This is a genomic window from Paraburkholderia sp., assembly GCF_047605525.1.
Classification (GTDB): Bacteria; Pseudomonadota; Gammaproteobacteria; order Burkholderiales; family Burkholderiaceae; genus Paraburkholderia.
The window spans coordinates 1-17,038 of the sequence record NZ_JASGFN010000031.1; the positions used below are offsets into that span (position 1 = coordinate 1).

A 17,038-nucleotide genomic window follows, 5' to 3' on the forward strand; every position below is an offset into this window, starting at 1 on the left:
GCCCGGCCGCCAGCACGCGCAGCCGCGCGGCGCGGCGCCCGCCGCTCAGGCGAGGCCGGCAGCAGTGGATGCGAAACCGGTGGACCCGGTCGTGCGCTCGATCGGACGCCTGCAGAAACGTTTCCCGAATGCCTTCCCGAAGAATCCGGCGCCGAAACTGCCGCTGAAGATCGGCATTTTCGAAGACCTCGTCGCGCATGCCGGGGAACTGTCGCTGAATGAGGCCGAGTTGCGCGACGCGATCAAGACATGGTGTCGTGGCGGCCGTTACTGGAAGAGTCTGGTCGAAGGCGCGGCGCGCATCGATCTGTCGGGCGTCGAAGCCGGCAAGGTCACCGCGCAGGAAGCGGCGGGCGCGCAGCGCCTGCTCGCGCATCGCGCGGCGAGGGGTGCGCAGAGGCCGGCTGAAGCGGCTGCGAATGTAACGGCAAGCGCGCCCGCGGGTTCGGCGGATACGTCCGCCAGCGAGCCGCAGGCCGATGCGGCCGCGGCGCCCGCGAGCGGCGAAACGGCGGCCGGGCCGGCTGGCCAGCAGGCCGAAGAGCAAGCGGCGCCGGCGGACAATGCACAGACCGGCGCGCAGCCCAATCTCCAGGACGATCCGCAAGCCACCGCCGCACCCACCCCCACGCCTTCCCAGGCCTGATTCCCAGCCGCCTCGTTCACGAGGTCTCGTCGGGCCGCGCAGCCGTCAGACGGCTGCGTACGAAGCCCACATGCTCGCGCAGCACATAAAACCCATCCGCATACGCAAGCGGCATGCGCAGACGGTTCAGCGCCGTTTCGATCTCGTCGAGCCGCGCGAGGAGCTGTTTGCGCTCGTCGTCGGTCGCGCCGGCGAGCGCGTGCCGTTCGATCGCAATCAGCGAGCCGTAATAGCGATAGATGCGCGAGCGCACCCGCCAGCGATAGAGCGCCGGAATCACGCGCATCGCCGGCACCAGCAGCACGGCGACCGGCAGGAGCAGCACGAGCGTGCGATCGCCGATGCTCGCGAGCCAGAACGGCAGCGTGCGATACAGAAAACCCCTGCCGGTCCGGTAATAGCGCTGCGCGTCCTCGCTGATCGGGTATTCGTGCGCGACCGGGTTCGGAAACTGTCCCGCGTGTTGCAGCAGGCCCGCCTTGCCGTGCACTTCCTGCGCCGCTTCGATCAGCAGGTCGGAGATCGCCGGATGCAGATTGCGCCGCGCGATCAGCTCGACGGTCGGGCTGACCAGATGCACGGTCTCGCGCGGAATCCGCCGTTTCAGATCGAGCACGCCGGACGGCAGGTCGATCTCGTCGAGAAACGGAAAGAGGCGCGTATAGGCGCTCGCTTCGTCGAAGCTCATCACCGAAACGCCGGGCACCCTGAGCAGCCGCACCATCAGGCCGCGTGTCGCGGAGTCGCCGCTCAGGATCGCCGCGTCGACTTCGCCCGACACCAGTTGCGTGGCCGCCTGCAGCCCGTCGCTCGGCACCAGCGTCGTGCTGCCGCCCGGCTCGATGCCGTTGGCCGCGAGCAGTTGCAGCGCGAGCAGGCGCGTGCCGCTGCCTTCGCGGCCGATCGCGATCCGTTTGCCCTCCAGATCGGAGAGCTGCGTGAGCCCCGCGCCGCGATAGAACACGATGACCGGCACATAGAACATGCTGCCGAGCGAAATCAGCGACGACGTGTCGATCCCCTGCGCGACGCCGCCTTGCACCAGTGCGAGGTCGACGTGCTGGCGCGGGTCCAGCAGCCGCTTGAGGTTCTGCACCGAGCCGTCCGATTCGAGCACGTTCAGACGGATGCCGTTGCGCGCGAGAATTTTCCTGTACTGGTTCGCGGTGACGATAAACGAGCTGTCGCGCGGACCCGCGCTGATCGTGATCGTGCGCGGCGGCGCCGGGTTGGCGACCCAGACGATCAGCACGATCACGAGCGCGGCCAGCAGGGCCGTCACGAACCAGGGCAGCACATGGTCGCGCCATTCGGCACGCGTATGCTCGCCGTGAAAGTGCGGGGGACGCGGACGCTGCGCTTTCATCAACACTCCGTGCCGGAAGCCGGGATCATGCATTGTCGCCCGTACGCGGCGGCTTTGCCGTCGGCAGTTTGCTCTATTGACCGGGCCGGTGGCCGGTCGCCCCGATGAGCGGGGGCGTGGCATAATTTTCCGCAAGGCGCGGTCTGGCAATCGTAGGCCACTACTTTGCAGCGTAGCTGCCGGGCGCATGTTGAATCGTTGGCATCGGAAGATCGGCAGTTGGCTGGGATTGCTCGCGATCCTGATGACGACGCTCGCGCCGACGATCTCGCGAACGCTCGCCGCCCGCGATGGCGGTGACGGTGCGATGGCAGGCGGCCATTGCCAGATGGCGTCGATGAGCGAGATGGCGTCGATGCCCGGCATGTCGATGCGGAACGCCGCGCGAGCCGCGGCCAACGCACCTGACGACTCCGCCGGCAAGCACGCGCGGATGTCCGCCGGCGACGCCTGCGGCTATTGCAGCCTGCTCGCGCATCTGCCCGTGATGCCGGGCGTCGAAACGCTGTTCGTCACCGCGGTTCACGCACGCCAGCAGAGGGTTGCGACCCGCTTCGAAAGCGTGCGTCGCGTCGAACCGCTCACCTTCGCGCAACCACGCGCACCGCCTGCCGTTTCCTGATTCGAGTCCTCATGACGCGATGCGCCGACCCGCATCGCGAATGCCCGCGCACGTTCGTCCGGCCGTCCGCGCCGGCATCGTCACAACCGCTCAGACAGGATCAGACATGCATACTCCAGCAACGCGCGGCGGCCAGAGCCCGCGCGCGGCGCCGCGCGTCGTGGCCGCCGCCTATGCCCGATACGTCACCGGCGCGGCCCGCGTCGCGCGCGGCACGTCGGGCCTCGCAGCCAGCCTCGCATTGGGCCTGTTAGCCGCGCCGTCCGTCGCGCAGGCACATGCGATCGCGGGCAATCGCGTGTTTCCGTCGACGCTGGCCGTCGACGACCCCGGTGTCGGCGACGAAGCCAACTTCGAATACGGCCATCAGCGCGTGCCGGGCGACGACGGCGATCAGAGCATCAACACCTTCAGCTTCGAATACGACAAGCTGATCACGCCGCGCCTCGCGGTATCGGTCGACGGCGGCTACGTGATGCAGGGCAACCCCCGCGCGCGCGGCTTCGACAACTTCGGCGTCGGCCTCAAGTACCTGCTGTACGTGAACGATGCGCACGAGTTCATGACGTCGATCGGCGTCGATGCCGAACTCGGCGGCACCGGCAGCCGCGCGATCGCCGACAACTTCTCGACGATCTCGCCGACCGTCTACGCCGGCAAGGGCATGGGCGATCTGCCCGATGCGCTCGCGTATCTGCGCCCGGTCGCGCTCACGGCCGAAGCGGGTCCGGCGCTGACCACCGGCGCGGGCCAGCCGAACGCGTTCAACTACGGCTTCACGGTGCAGTACAGCCTGCCGTATCTGCAGCAGCACGTGCACGACGCCGGGCTGCCGCAGCCGTTCGCGAGCCTGATCCCGCTCGTCGAGATTCCGCTGTCGCGCAGTCAGGGACAGACGACCGGCACGGTCAATCCGGGCTTTATCTGGATGAATCGCTATGGACAGTTCGGCGTCGAGGCACAGATTCCGGTCAACCGCGCGAGCGGTTCGCACGTCGGCATTCTGGTGCAGGCGCATCTGTTCTTCGACGACATCGCGCCGACGACGATCGGCAAACCGCTATTGCGCTAACACAGCAACCCTCTTTCATGGAACCGGAGTAAGACGATGAACAGAACGTTGAAGTATCGCGCGATGCGCGCCGTGGGCTTGCTGGCCGGTATCACGCTGGCGGGCGCCGCTGTCGCGCATGTGTTTCCACAGAAGCAGGAGCCCGGCGCGGGTGCGACGGTCGCGGCGCCCGCGCAGGTGAAGGTGACGTTCGACGGACCGCTCGAGCCGGCGTTCAGCTCGCTGAGCGTCACCGATGCGGGCGGCAGGCCGGTCACCACGCAGAAGTCCGCGGTCGATGCGCAACAGCCCGCGGTGATGACGCTGCCGCTGCCGGCGCTCGCCGCGGGTCACTACACCGTGCATTGGGTCGCGGTGGCGTCGGATGGGCATCGCACGCATGGCGACTATGGGTTCGACGTGAAATAGGGAGTGGCCCGGCGCAAAAAAGCTCTCGATACCGGCACGCACCACCGTGCCGGTTTTCTCCCGCTTCCTTGACGCCTCGACGCATCGATCACGCCCGCCTGAACGACTGCCGCGCGAGCGAACACATCAGCATCGTCGCGGGCGATTCGTCCTGCAAACGGCGGCTCATGATGATCGGCGACGCGGCACTGGCCGATGGAATCGGCCGGTAGACGACGCCATGCGCGCGCAAACCTTCGACGCTCTCCGGCACGAGGCACACGCCTACCTGGGCCGCGACCAGACCCAGCGCGGTTTGCAATTCCCGCACTTCATGCACTGCCTTCGGCTCGAGCGCCTGATCGTGCATCGCCGAGAGCTGCTGGTCGGCATAGCTCGGCCGCGGCGTGCTCGGATAGACGATCAGCGTTTCCTGCGCGAGCGCGGCGAGCGTCAACGGCTTCTTTTGCCGCGCGAGCGGATGATCCTGCGGCAGCGCGGCGATCATCCGTTCCTCGACGAGCACTTCGCGGGCGAGCTGCGCATCGTCGAAACGCAGACGGCCGAAGCCCACGTCGATACGGCCGCCCTTGAGCGCGGCCAGTTGCTCGATCGTGAACATTTCGATCAGCGACAGCTCGATATGCGGCGCGGCCTCGCGAAACGAACGGATCACGGCGGGCAGCGCGCCATAGAGCGTCGACGGCACGAAGCCGATCACGATGCGCTCGGCCAGTTGCGCGAGCCGGCGCGTGAGCGGCGCGAGTTCGTCGGCTTCACCGATCAGACGCTTCGCCTGCGTATAGAAAATGCGGCCGGCCTCGGTGAGCCGCAACGGCCGCGAGCCGCGCTCGAACAGCGGCAGACCGACGCTTTCCTCGATCTGCTGGATCTGCCGTGACAGCGGCGGCTGTGTCATATGCAGACGGTTGGCCGCCCGCGTGATGTTCATTTCTTCGGCGACGGCGATGAAGTAGCGGAGTTGGCGGAATTCCATGCATACCTCGAAGGTATGGAAGTAGTCGGGACTGAGTGCCGGACGGCTTCACGCTTGTTTGTTCGTTTCCGGTTCGATGCTCCCGGTCCGGCGGCTCAGGAAGGCACCGAATGATAGCAACCCGGATAGCAGCACGGTCGCTAGATCCCCGCCAGATGCCGCACCAGCGCCTTCTCCGCGCGCGGCATCGCATTCAGGTCGCGCATGCAGATCAGCAGCCGGCGCGTCGCCCACGGGTCGGTCAGCCCGATCGTGCGGATGCCCGGCGTGCCGCGATAGCGCTTCGCCGCGGTGGCCGGCACGATGCCGATGCCCGCACCCTGTTCGACCATGCGGCAGACGCCGTCGAAGGTGCGCACGTTCGCGCGGAAGCTGAGCGCCTGACCGGCCAGCAGCGCGCGCTCGCCGAGATAGGTTTGCAGCGCGCTGTCCGCGCTCAGGCCGATGAATTCGCGCTCGGTCACCTCCGCGAGCGCGACGCGCCGGCGCGCGGCCAGCGCGTCGTCGCGGCTCGTGACCAGCACCAGCTTGTCGATCGCGAACGGCAGCGTCTGCAACGCGCCATGCTCGACCGCATCGGAGACGATGCCGATTTCCGCCGCGCCGGTCAGCAGCGCCTTGACGGTCTCGCTGCTTTGCCGCTCCTTCAGATCGACCTGCACGTTCGGATGCTCGCGCAGAAAGACACCGATCGCGGCAGGCAGGAACTCGGTGATCGCCGCGGTGTTGGTCCACAGGCGAATGCAGGCCTTGCGGCCCTGCTGATGCTCGCCGAGTTCGCCCTGCATCCGTTCTATTTGCCCGAGCACGAGCCGCGCATGATGCGCGAGCGTGTCGCCGGTCGGCGTCGACTCGATGCCGCGCCGGCCGCGTTCGAGCAGCGGCATGCCCAATGCGTCTTCCATGCCGCGCAGCCGCGCGCTCGCCGACGGCAGCGACATGTTCGCGCGCGCGGCGCCGTGCGTGATGCTGCCGGTGTCGAGAATATGCAGAAAGAGCCTGAGATCGGTGAGGTCGAAGCGCATGGGATCGGTCGGATGCAAATCGGGGGCAACGGATATTCTGCCTTAGGCTGAACCTAAGTCACGCTACGTATCTTACGCATTGTGAAGCGTGTCGCGGCGGCTGAAAATCGCCGGCATCGCTGCAACGGACCTGTCCCGATGATCTCTTCGTTTGCGCTGCCGATTGCCGCGCCGTTGCTTGCCCGTATCGGCGTGGTCGCCGCGACCTTCGTCGTCGCGGGCTTCGTCAAGGGCGTGACCGGCATGGGGCTGCCGACCGTCGCGATGGGCGTGCTCGGCACGCTGATGCTGCCGGCGCAGGCGGCCGCGCTGCTGCTATTGCCGTCGTTCGTCACGAACGTGTGGCAACTGTTCGCGGGGCCGGGCGTGCGCGCGCTCGTCGAACGGCTGTGGCCGATGATGGCGGGCATCGTGTGCGGCACGCTCGTCGCGGCTCCGTTCATTGCGGGGGGCGGCGGCGAGTGGGCGGTCGCGGGGCTTGGCGCGGCGCTCACGCTGTATGCGGCGGCGGGCCTGCTCGCGTGGCGTTTCCCGGTGCCGGCGCGGCACGAGCGCTGGCTGTCGCCGGCGATCGGCGCAGTGACCGGCGTCGTCACGGGCGGCACCGGCGTGTTCGTCGTGCCCGCGGTACCCTACCTGCAGGGGCTCGATCTGAGCAAGGAGGACCTGGTTCAGGCGCTCGGACTGTCGTTTACGGTATCCACGATCGCGCTGGCCATCGGACTCGCGAACGCGCATGCATTCGCCGTCGACGATCTCGGCGATTCGCTCGCCGCGGTGCTGCCCGCGCTCGCCGGCATGTGGCTCGGCCAGCGTGTGCGCGGACGTATCAGCGCCGCGAGCTTTCGCCGCTGGTTCTTTATCTGCCTGCTGGGGCTCGGCGTTCAGTTGCTCGCGCGCGCATTCGTTTAACGAAGACGTGATGGCGGCGCATATTGGAGGATTGGAGGAGGGAGATCGTGTGGCCCGTTGTTCTGGATACGCTCGGCGCGCTTGCGGTGCTCGCGAGCGTGGCTGCGCAGATTGCGCTGCTGCGTAAGCAGTGAGTGATGCGCGCTTTCCGCGCTTTCCGCGCTTCCCCCGATTCCCGTGCAAAGCTCGCGTGCCTCGCGGCAGCGCGATGCCTTGAACTCAGATGCGCGTCTCGTTCTCCGCATCCCGCGCGGCGGCACGCTCCGCGCCGTCGACCCCAGCGGCATTTTCCGCATCACGTCCCGCATCGTCGATTTCGATGCGCTTCACGTCGCCGAGCAGGAACGTGTAGCACAGCACCGCGACGATCGCGAACAGGCTGATGAGCCCGAGCGCCCAGCCGAACGAACCGGTGGCGCGCACGATGAAGCCGATCGCGATCGGCGTCACGATCCCCGACAGATTGCCCGCGAAATTGACCGCGCCGCCGGTGATGCCGACCATGCCTTCCGGCGCGATGTCCGCGACGAGCGACCACGACGCCGACGCGACGCCCTGCGCGAAGAACGCGAACGACATGATCGCGATCACGATCCAGTTGGTGTCGGTCAGTACCGCGAGCGTCATCGTCGGCACGAGCAGCAGGCCCGTCATGATCGGCGTCTTGCGCGCGGTGGCGACCGACGCGCCGCGCCGCAGCAGCCAGTCGGATAGCAGCCCGCCCGCCACCACGCCGATCGACGCCGCGACGAACGGCACCGCGCTCGCGCTGCCGGCCTTCAGGATCGTCATGTGACGCTCGGAGATCAGATAGGTCGGAAACCAGGTCAGAAAGAAATACAGCGACGACAGCGACGCGAACTTGCCGGCGCAGATCGCGATGATCTGCCGGTTGCAAAACAGCACGCCGAGCTTGCGCCATGGAAACGCGTGATGCCGCCGCGTGTCGTTCTTGTGGTCGATCAGCGCGCCGCCGCCGCGGATATGGTCGAGCTCGGCGGCATTGACCCATGTGCTGTGCTCCGGGTCGCGATACATCGCATACCAGATCACCGCCCAGACAATGCCGAGCGCGCCGGTGAAGAAGAAAATCTCGCGCCAGCCGAAGCGATGCGCGATCCAGAACAGCAGTGGCGTCAACGCCGCCATGCCGACGTACTGCCCGACCAGATAAACGCTCGTCGCGAAGCCGCGCTCGCGCTGCGCGAACCAGACCGACACCACGCGGTTGTTGACCGGGAAGGTCGGCGCTTCCGCGACGCCGACGCCGAGGCGCAAACCGAACAGCGTCGCGAAGCGTCCAGCGAAACCCTGCGCGAACGTGAACGCGGACCAGATGAAAATCGCGCACGCATACATCGCGCGCGAGCCGAAACGGTCGACGACCCAGCCGCCCGGGATATTCGCGATCACGTAGGTCCACGCATACGCGGAGAAGATGAAGCCGAGTTCGACCGGGCCAAGCCCGAATTCGTTTTTCATCAACGGCGCGGCGACCGCGAGATTCGCGCGATCGAGATAGTTGACGACGGTGCCGACGAACACCAGCAACAGCATCCAGTAACGCACGCGGGTGGGGCGCAAGACAGGCATGGGCGGTTCTCGTTCAGTAAGGCGGACAGTGAGCTGTCGCTCGAGGGATAACCGTCTTTTGTTCTATATATGAAACGACGATTTATTAGTGGGACGATTATAGGAGCATCGCGCGCAGGCTCAAAGCGGAAATCCGGCTCCGTAAGCACGATGTAAAGAGCGCAATCGGGGCCTGATCCGTCCCGATTGTTCATCGCAACCGGCGTATCAATTCGTTTCGAGCCGCTTTATCCGATCGATGCCGACACCTACATTCATGTCCAGTGACAGCGCCACTGCATCTCCAGCTTTATCGGCGCGGACCTCGCGGCTCCTCGCGAGGCGCGCCGGCGCGAAACATCGAAAGGACACGATCATGAGCAGACTCACGGGCAAGGTAGCGGTTGTAACGGGTGCATCGAAGGGCATCGGCGCGGCGATTGCGAAAGCACTCGCGGCGCAGGGCGCGTCGGTGGTGGTGAACTATGCGTCGAGCCGCGCGGGCGCCGACAAGGTGGTCGCCGACATCACCGCGGCGGGCGGCAAGGCGATCGCGGTGGGCGGCGACGTCTCGAAGGCCGCGGACGCGCAGGGCATCATCGATACGGCGGTCGAAACGTATGGCCGGCTCGACGTCCTCGTCAACAACTCGGGCGTCTATGAATTCGCGCCGATCGAAGAAATCTCCGAAACGCATTTCCACAGGCATTTCGATATCAACGTGCTGGGGCTTCTGCTCGTGACCCAGGCGGCCGTCAAGCATCTCGGCGAAGGCGGCAGCATCGTCAACGTGAGCTCGGTGGCGAGCCGCATCACGCCGCCGAACACCACGGTTTATACGGCCACCAAGGGCGCGGTCGACGCGATCACCGGTTCGCTCGCGAAGGAACTCGGCCCGCGCAAGATCCGCGTCAATTCGGTGAACCCGGGCATGATCGAAACCGAGGGTACGCACAGCGCCGGGGTGATCGGCTCGGACTTCGAAGCGTGGGCGGTCAGCACGACGCCGCTCGGACGCATCGGCCAGCCTGACGATATCGCCGATGTGGTGACGTTCCTCGCGTCGAACGATTCGCGCTGGCTGACGGGCGAAAGCCTGATCGCGAGCGGTGGGTCGCGTTGAATCCAAGGTTCTGCCGGCGTGACGGGCAGTGAGTGTGGCAAGCGGGCGGCGAGGGCGGGCGTTCTATACGCCGCTGGCTTCGCCGTCCGTCAACTCCACCGCAAACAGCGCGTCGAGCAGATTCGACCCCGGCCGCTCGGCCAGCCGCGTCAGCGATTCGATCATCCGCACCTGACAATCCCGCAACGGGACCATCCTGACGCGCCGCGATTCCTTGAACTCCGCGCGCGCGATCACACCGATGCCCATGCCTTGCGCAACCGCTTCCTCCAGCGCCTCGCGCCCATCCACGTATAGCACCGGCTCCACCTGCAACGATTCGCGCACCAGCTCGGTTTCGAGCAACTGCTGCGTGACCGATTGCGGCTCGCGAAAAATCATCGGCTGTTTGACGAGTTCCGCGTAGCTGAGCCGGCGTTTCTTCGCGGCCGGGTAGCTTGCGGGCACCATCGCGACGAGCGGATCGCGCCGCAGCACGCGCGATTGCACGCGGCTATGCACCTGCGGCGCGGCGGTGATCGCCGCGTCCACCGCGCTCGACAGCACGCGCTGCATGCACTCGGCGGCGTTCGCGATCGACAGTGTCACGACGATGCCCGGATGCCGCCGGCGAAACGCGCCGAGCAGCGCGACCGCGAGATCGGGCGCGTCGGCCGCGAGCGACAGCGAACCCGATTCGAGCCCGCCCGCCGATTCGAGCAACTGGCGCGCGTCGCGCTCGCAACCGAGCATGTGCCGCGTGACGCTGAAAAGCCGCAGACCCAGTTCCGTCGTCTCGACGCCGCGCGGTCCGCGCTCGAACAGCTTGACGCCGTAATCCTGCTCGAGCCGCCGCACGTGATCCGACACCGCCGGCTGCGTCAACGACAGCGCCTGCGCCGCCTTCGAAAAACCGCCGTGTTCCGCGACCGCATGAAACGCCCGCAATTGCGCGTATTGCACGTGTGCCTCGCCGAGGGATAAGTTTTTACGATACTGCCATCGATTATATCGATTTTACCTATGGACAGCCTTTCTGTACCGTGTGAGCCCTCGACATAGCGAATTCGGAGTACCGGACATGGAAAGCGCGATCGGCGATTCAGCCGCGCCCTCGGCCTCCCACGGCATCACACGGTGCGCCGCGCCGGCCGGCGGCGAGCCTTACCTGCTGACACCCGGCCCGCTGACCACGGCGCGCTCGACGAAAGAAGCGATGCTGCGCGACTGGGGCTCGTGGGACGGCGACTTCCGCGCGATGACCGCGCGACTGCGCGCGAGCCTGCTCGAGATCGCCGGCGACACCGCGGGCAACTACGACTGCGTGCCGCTGCAAGGCAGCGGCAGCTACTGCGTCGAAGCGATGCTCGGCAGCCTGATTCCGCGCGACGGCCATGCGCTCGTGCTCGCGAACGGCGCGTACGGCAAGCGCGCGGCCACGACGCTCGGCTATCTCGGCCGCGCGTGCACGGTGCTCGACAAGGGCGACTATCTGCCGCCGCGCGGCGTCGAGGTGGAGCGCATGCTCGACGCGGATCCCGGCATCACGCACGTGGTCGCCATCCATTGCGAAACGAGCTCTGGCATTCTGAATCCGCTCGAGGAGATCGCGGCCGTCGTCGCGAAGCAGGGCCGCAAGCTGCTGATCGATTCGATGAGCGCGTTCGGCGCGCTGCCGCTCGACGTGCGGAAGATCGCCTGCGACGCGTTCGTGTCGTCGGCGAACAAGTGTATCGAGGGCGTGCCCGGCTTCGGCTTCGTGATCGCGCGCAAGCGCGCGCTCGCCGAAGCGAAGGGCCGCAGCCATTCGCTCGCGCTCGACATCCACGATCAATGGGACGTGATGAACCGCACCGGACAGTGGCGCTTCACGCCGCCCACGCACACGGTGGCCGCGTTCGTCGAGGCGCTGCGCCTCTACGAGCTCGAAGGCGGGCAGCCCGCGCGTCTCGCGCGCTACGCGAACAATCGCGACGTGCTGGTGGCAGGCATGCGGGAACTCGGCTTCGAGCCGCTGCTGAACGCGCATTGGCGCTCGCCGGTCATCGTGACGTTTTTCTCGCCCGCGCATCCGTCGTTCGAATTCGCGCGCTTCTACGAACTGATGAAACAACGGGGCTTCATCATCTATCCGGGCAAGCTGACGCGGGTGGACAGTTTCCGCATCGGCTGCATCGGTCAGGTCGACGCGCAGGTGATGCGCCGCGTCGTGGAGGCCTGCGCGTATTCGCTGCGGGCGATGGGCGTCACGCACGCGGCGCCGCCGCCGGCCGCGCTCGAGGAACGCGAGGCGCTCGCGCAGGCGGCGTGAGACGCGGGACCTCGACGCATAGTCAACGCACCATCAGCACACTATCCGCGCACTACGGGGCGCACTACGGGCGCGACACATTCTCAAGGATCGAAGCAGATGAAACACGTAAAAGCAGTGATTTTCGATTGGGCCGGCACGGTGGTCGATTACGGTTCGCGCGCGCCGATGGGCGCGTTCGTCGAGACCTTCGAGCAGTTCGGCGTGCCGATCACGATCGACGAAGCGCGCGGCCCGATGGGCATGGCCAAGCGTCCGCATATCGCGGCGCTGATGGCGTTGCCGCGCGTCGCGCGCGCATGGGCCGAGCGGTACGGCCACGCGCCGGCCGACGCGGATATCGACGCGGTGTACGACGTGTTCGTGCCGAAGAACATCGCGGTCGCCGCGCGCTACAGCGCGGTGATTCCCGGTGTCGCGGAAGTGGCGAGCGCATTGCGCGGCGACGACATCCGCATCGGCACGACCACCGGCTACACGCGCGAGATCATCGACGAAATCGTGCCGGGCGCGGCCGCGCAGGGCTTTGCGCCGGACAGCATCGTGTGCACCGGCGACACGCCGGAAGGCCGGCCGTCGCCGTACATGATCTACCGGACGCTGCCGCAACTGGGCGTGTGGCGCGCGAAGGAGGCGATCAAGGTCGACGATACCGGGGTCGGCATCGAGGAGGGCATCAACGGCGGCACATGGGCGGTCGGTGTCGCGGTGAGCGGCAACGCGTTCGGCATGAGCGAGGCCGAGGTGAAGGCGTTGCCGGCCGACGAATTCGCCGCGCGCCGCCACGACGCGATCGACAAACTCAAGGCCGCGGGCGCGCATTACGTGATCGACAGCGTCGCCGATCTGATGCCGGTCGTGTACGACATCGATGCAAGGCTCGCGCGCGGCGAGCGGCCCTGATGCGGCAAGGGCGATCAAGGACAGGCAACGGTGCGGGCGATGCGATGACGCGCGGCCCGCGCCGGCTCATTCGAAAAAGCCGACCGCGAGATCGATGAATTCGCGCACCTTGCGCGGCACGAACTCGCGGCTCGGATAGACCAGCGAAACGGCGACGTCGCCATTGAGCACCGTATAGCCGTCGAGCACGCGCACGAGCGTGCCCGCGCGCAATTCGTCGGCGACCATTTCGAGCGGCAGCAACGCGATGCCCATCGCGCCGAGCGCGGCCTGCTTCTGCATGATCATGCTGTTGACCGTGAACGACGCGTCGATCGCGATGCTTTCACTGTCTTTATCGCCTCGATTGTCACCGTTACCGCCGGCTTCACCGTCACTGTCACTGTCACCGTCGCCGTCGCCGTCGCGGAAGATCCACATCGGTCCGGCCGTGTCGAACTGCGCGGCAATCAGCCGGTGTTGCGCGAGATCGGCGGGCTTTCGCGGATGGCCGGCCCGAGCGAGATACGCGGCCGCGGCCACCGGCACCGCGTGCGAATCGATCAGACGCCGCACCACCAGCGACTCCGAGCGGATCATATGCTCGGTCACGATGCCGACGTCGAAACCGCCTTCGAGCAGATCGACGCGCTTTTCCGTCAGCGTGACGCGCAGATTCACCCGCGGGAAGCGCGCCTGATATTCGGCGAAGAGCGGCGTCAGGCGAAACAGCGAAAAGCTGCCGAGCGCGACGATGCGCAGATCGCCGGCCACCTCGCGAGAAGCCGTGGTCGCGCGCGACTCCACCTCCTCAAGTTCGGCGAGCAGCACGCGGCAGCCGTCCGCGTATTGCGCGCCGGCCTCGGTCAGCACGACCTTGCGCGTGGTGCGCTGGAACAGGCGGATGCCGAGATGCTGTTCGAGACTCGACACATGGCGCGTCACGACCGACGTCGACACACCGAGCTGCGCGGCGGCCTGCGCGAAGCTGCCGACGTCGGCGACCTTGACGAAGGCCTGCATGGCCTGGAAAAGATTGATCATCTGAATGCAAGAAACGTTTTTGTCGTGGTGAACGGCGAGGCTTGCAAGCGGCAGGCACGCCGTCGTTCAGCCCTGGCGATGCCCACGGCGCGGCCGAACCCACGCTGAATCACGCCTGACTCGTTGCGGGACCCGCGCACGGCGATGAGGAAACGAACTGAAGACGGATAAAAGCGGCATGCAAACGCGCAATGGTACGCGGGACGATAATGAATCTGCCCGCGGTATGGCAATAAACCCATTTATTAATGCGGGAATTAATCGTTGAATTCGAGGCGGCGCGCGGGAGCGCAAACGCGCGAGCCCCGGCAAGCGGGCAAAATCGGGGGCCGCACGGCGGTTCACGCTATACTCCCGCGTAACTTGCCTGATGACGAGGCTTGCCCGATACGCTGCTGTTCTCTCCAGATCTCCCCGTACGTCGAGTTTAACGCTACTGCATATGAGTACAATTCTTGAAAATGTTCCGGTTGACCAGAAAGTCGGCATCGCCTTTTCCGGCGGCCTCGACACCAGCGCCGCGCTGCACTGGATGCGGAAGAAGGGCGCCGTGCCGTACGCCTACACGGCCAACCTCGGTCAACCCGACGAAGACGACTACGATTCGATCCCGCGTCGCGCGACGCAATATGGCGCAGAAGGCGCGCGCCTGATCGACTGCCGCGCGCAACTGGTCGCGGAAGGCATCGCGGCGCTCCAGTGCGGCGCGTTCCATATCTCGACGGCGGGCGTCACCTACTTCAACACGACGCCGATCGGCCGCGCCGTGACCGGCACGATGCTCGTCGCCGCGATGAAGGAAGACGGCGTCAACATCTGGGGCGACGGCAGCACGTACAAGGGCAACGACATCGAGCGCTTCTACCGCTACGGTCTGCTCGTGAACCCGGACCTGAAGATCTACAAGCCGTGGCTCGACCAGCTGTTCATCGACGAACTCGGCGGCCGCGCGGAAATGTCCGAATTCATGCGCCAGTCGGGCTTCGACTACAAGATGTCGGCGGAAAAAGCGTATTCGACCGACTCGAACCTGCTCGGCGCGACGCACGAAGCGAAAGACCTCGAAAGCCTGGAGTCCGGCATCAGGATCGTCAACCCGATCATGGGCGTTGCGTTCTGGCGCGACGACGTGCAGATCGCGAAGGAAGAAGTGACGATCCGCTTCGAGGAAGGCCAGCCGGTCGCGCTGAACGGCAAGACCTTCGCGAATCAGGTCGAACTGCTGCTGGAAGCGAATCGTATCGGCGGCCGTCACGGCCTCGGCATGAGCGACCAGATCGAGAACCGCATCATCGAGGCGAAGAGCCGCGGCATCTATGAAGCCCCGGGTCTCGCGCTGCTGTATATCGCGTACGAGCGTCTCGTCACCGGCATCCACAACGAAGACACGATCGAGCAGTACCGCGAAAACGGCCGCCGCCTCGGCCGTCTGCTGTACCAGGGCCGCTGGTTCGATCCGCAGGCGATCATGCTGCGCGAAACCGCCCAGCGCTGGGTCGCGCGCGCGGTCAGCGGCGAAGTCACCGTCGAACTGCGCCGCGGCAACGACTATTCGATCCTCAGCACGAAGTCGCCGAACCTCACGTATCAGCCGGAGCGTCTGTCGATGGAGAAGGTCGCCTCGACGTTCTCGCCGCGCGACCGCATCGGCCAGTTGACGATGCGCAACCTCGACATCACCGATACGCGCGACAAGCTGCGCATCTACTCGCAGGTGGGTCTGCTGTCGTCGAACGAGACGTCGGCGCTGCCGCAGGTGAAGGGCGACAAGGAGTAAGGCTGGGTTGTCGTGAGCAGGGCTCCGGTGGAGCCTTCGACTCCTCGAACGCCGCCTCGGCAAAATGGGCCCACTCTCGCGAGTCGGCCCATTTTCATTTGGCTGAATGGAGAGCTTTATCCGGCTGTCGGCACACCGTAATCATCTGCGGAATGCCGCCCGTTCGTTTTCACGCGATCCCACATTTTGCGCTCAAGTTTCGCGCGCCTATGCCGTTGACATGGCCAGATCCCATTCTGGAACGCCCCGTGCCATTCGCCTACAGTAACGACCGCCTTGCCAGCCGGATGCCAGTCGAGCCGCTCGCCAGCGGCGATGCCGAGGTGGAGTCCTCGGTCATCGAATGGCTGTTGCACGACGATCAGGTGATGCGCGAATGCTTCACGCACGCGGCGGAAATTCTGAAGAGCGTGACCGGCGCGGCGATCACCGCGATCGTGCTGCTCGACGAAGAGCATCAGCACTATCGCGCGGAAGTCGGCATGACGATGCCGCTCGTCACGCGCGCGCGTTCGCTCGCCGACTATGCGGTGCGCGACGCGGAGCTGTTCATGATCGAGGACACGCATCATGACAGCCGTTTCGGCGAATGCATGCTCGTCAAGCGTCATCCGTTCGTGCGGTTTTACGCGGCAATTGCACTGCGCGCGCCGAACGGCGAGATCGTCGGCGCGCTCTGCGCGATGGATCCGTCGCCGGGGCGGCTCGATGCCGGACAGCGCGGCGTGTTCCATCACCTGCGCGCGATGATCGAAAACGATCTGAAGATGCGCACCGCCACCGCGATCGATCCGCTCACGCAGTTGTACAACCGCCGCTTCCTGCTGGAGAGCGTCGCGCGCCGCTGGAAGGAAGCGCGCGACGGCGACGTGATGGGCTCGGTGGTCGTCGACGTCGACTGGTTCAAGCAGTACAACGACACCTATGGCCATCAGGCTGGAGATTATTGCCTGCGCCTCGTCGCGTCGGTGATGCAGGCCGCCGCCGACAGCGAGCACATCATCGCCGGCCGCATGGGCGGCGAGGAGTTCGGCTTGCTGGTGCTCGAAGCGCGGCCGTCGGTACTCGAAGACACGCTCGAAACGTTGCGGCAGGACGTCGTGAATCTCGGCATCGAGCATCGCGCGTCGCCGCTCGGCATCGTGACGGTCAGCGTCGGCGCATCGCTCACGCGTATCAGCGACCTGTCGCGGCCCGCGCATCGCGACGGCTTCGCCAGCGCGGACCGCGCGTTGTATCGCTCGAAGCACGGCGGCCGCAACCGCGTGACGATGGCGTAGGCCGCGGTTTCGTGGGGCGCTGCCACACGCGCGCGGCCCGCAA

Annotated in this window: 16 protein-coding genes; 10 read left to right on the top strand and 6 right to left on the bottom strand. The window is 66.2% G+C overall.

From position 1 onward, the window contains the following. The coding region (locus QM685_RS31905; protein WP_415123016.1) for a ProQ/FINO family protein at nucleotides 1–646 on the top strand (646 nt) is incomplete at its 5' end. Nucleotides 647–662: 16 nt separating this feature from the next. Here the strand turns inward: QM685_RS31905 and QM685_RS31910 are convergent. Beyond that, nucleotides 663–2,012 carry a TAXI family TRAP transporter solute-binding subunit gene (locus tag QM685_RS31910; protein WP_415123018.1) on the bottom strand — a complete coding sequence of 450 codons (1,350 nt, stop codon included), beginning with the start codon at nucleotides 2,010–2,012 and terminating at the stop codon, nucleotides 663–665. Between the two features lie 187 nt (nucleotides 2,013–2,199). Here QM685_RS31910 and QM685_RS31915 point away from each other — a divergent pair, with 187 nt between their 5' ends. From QM685_RS31915 to QM685_RS31925, 3 genes are all read left to right on the top strand, one after another. After that, the gene (locus tag QM685_RS31915; RefSeq protein WP_415123020.1) at nucleotides 2,200–2,634 is read left to right on the top strand and encodes a DUF2946 domain-containing protein; all 435 of its coding nucleotides are present in this window, start codon (nucleotides 2,200–2,202) and stop codon (nucleotides 2,632–2,634) included. A 106-nt stretch (nucleotides 2,635–2,740) separates the two neighbouring features. After that, nucleotides 2,741–3,706 carry a hypothetical protein gene (locus tag QM685_RS31920; protein WP_415123022.1) on the top strand — a complete coding sequence of 322 codons (966 nt, stop codon included), beginning with the start codon at nucleotides 2,741–2,743 and terminating at the stop codon, nucleotides 3,704–3,706. Between the two features lie 36 nt (nucleotides 3,707–3,742). Beyond that, on the top strand, nucleotides 3,743–4,114 hold the full coding sequence (locus tag QM685_RS31925) for a copper resistance CopC family protein (protein WP_415123023.1): 372 nt from the start codon (nucleotides 3,743–3,745) through the stop codon (nucleotides 4,112–4,114). Between the two features lie 88 nt (nucleotides 4,115–4,202). Here the strand turns inward: QM685_RS31925 and QM685_RS31930 are convergent, their stop codons facing one another. Beyond that, nucleotides 4,203–5,090 (bottom strand): LysR family transcriptional regulator, encoded by an 888-nt coding sequence (locus QM685_RS31930; protein ID WP_415123025.1) that lies wholly within the window; start codon nucleotides 5,088–5,090, stop codon nucleotides 4,203–4,205. 140 nt (nucleotides 5,091–5,230) lie between these two features. Next, a complete protein-coding gene (locus tag QM685_RS31935; protein WP_415123026.1) occupies nucleotides 5,231–6,115 on the bottom strand; it encodes a LysR family transcriptional regulator in 885 nt (294 codons plus the stop codon). Nucleotides 6,116–6,253: 138 nt separating this feature from the next. Here QM685_RS31935 and QM685_RS31940 point away from each other — a divergent pair, with 138 nt between their 5' ends. Further along, nucleotides 6,254–7,027, top strand: coding sequence for a sulfite exporter TauE/SafE family protein (locus QM685_RS31940; RefSeq protein ID WP_415123027.1), 774 nt, complete (start codon nucleotides 6,254–6,256; stop codon nucleotides 7,025–7,027). Nucleotides 7,028–7,246: 219 nt separating this feature from the next. On the opposite strand, the gene QM685_RS31945 is transcribed toward QM685_RS31940, so the two are convergent. Next, nucleotides 7,247–8,620, bottom strand: a complete 1,374-nt coding sequence (locus tag QM685_RS31945) for an MFS transporter (RefSeq protein WP_415123029.1) — start codon at nucleotides 8,618–8,620, stop codon at nucleotides 7,247–7,249. Nucleotides 8,621–8,975: 355 nt separating this feature from the next. On the opposite strand from QM685_RS31945, the gene QM685_RS31950 reads away from it, so the two are divergent. Continuing rightward, complete coding sequence (locus QM685_RS31950) at nucleotides 8,976–9,722, top strand: glucose 1-dehydrogenase (RefSeq protein ID WP_415123031.1); 747 nt, start codon at nucleotides 8,976–8,978, stop codon at nucleotides 9,720–9,722. Nucleotides 9,723–9,785: 63 nt separating this feature from the next. On the opposite strand, the gene QM685_RS31955 is transcribed toward QM685_RS31950, so the two are convergent. Continuing rightward, entirely contained in the window at nucleotides 9,786–10,664 is an 879-nt protein-coding gene (locus QM685_RS31955; protein ID WP_415123033.1) for a LysR substrate-binding domain-containing protein, read from the bottom strand. Between the two features lie 118 nt (nucleotides 10,665–10,782). On the opposite strand from QM685_RS31955, the gene QM685_RS31960 reads away from it, so the two are divergent. Then, the gene (locus tag QM685_RS31960) at nucleotides 10,783–12,012 is read left to right on the top strand and encodes a 2-aminoethylphosphonate--pyruvate transaminase (protein WP_415123035.1); all 1,230 of its coding nucleotides are present in this window, start codon (nucleotides 10,783–10,785) and stop codon (nucleotides 12,010–12,012) included. A gap of 99 nt (nucleotides 12,013–12,111) precedes the next feature. Further along, nucleotides 12,112–12,915: a phosphonoacetaldehyde hydrolase gene (phnX, locus tag QM685_RS31965; RefSeq protein WP_415123037.1), complete on the top strand. Its 804-nt coding sequence runs from the start codon at nucleotides 12,112–12,114 to the stop codon at nucleotides 12,913–12,915. A 66-nt stretch (nucleotides 12,916–12,981) separates the two neighbouring features. Here phnX and QM685_RS31970 read toward each other — a convergent pair whose 3' ends face one another. Further along, nucleotides 12,982–13,938 (bottom strand): LysR family transcriptional regulator, encoded by a 957-nt coding sequence (locus QM685_RS31970; RefSeq protein ID WP_415123039.1) that lies wholly within the window; start codon nucleotides 13,936–13,938, stop codon nucleotides 12,982–12,984. 442 nt (nucleotides 13,939–14,380) lie between these two features. On the opposite strand from QM685_RS31970, the gene argG reads away from it, so the two are divergent. Both argG and QM685_RS31980 read left to right on the top strand, forming a co-directional pair. After that, nucleotides 14,381–15,715, top strand: a complete 1,335-nt coding sequence (argG, locus tag QM685_RS31975) for an argininosuccinate synthase (protein ID WP_415123041.1) — start codon at nucleotides 14,381–14,383, stop codon at nucleotides 15,713–15,715. A 248-nt stretch (nucleotides 15,716–15,963) separates the two neighbouring features. Beyond that, the gene (locus tag QM685_RS31980; protein WP_415123043.1) at nucleotides 15,964–16,995 is read left to right on the top strand and encodes a diguanylate cyclase; all 1,032 of its coding nucleotides are present in this window, start codon (nucleotides 15,964–15,966) and stop codon (nucleotides 16,993–16,995) included. Nucleotides 16,996–17,038 lie beyond the last annotated feature (43 nt).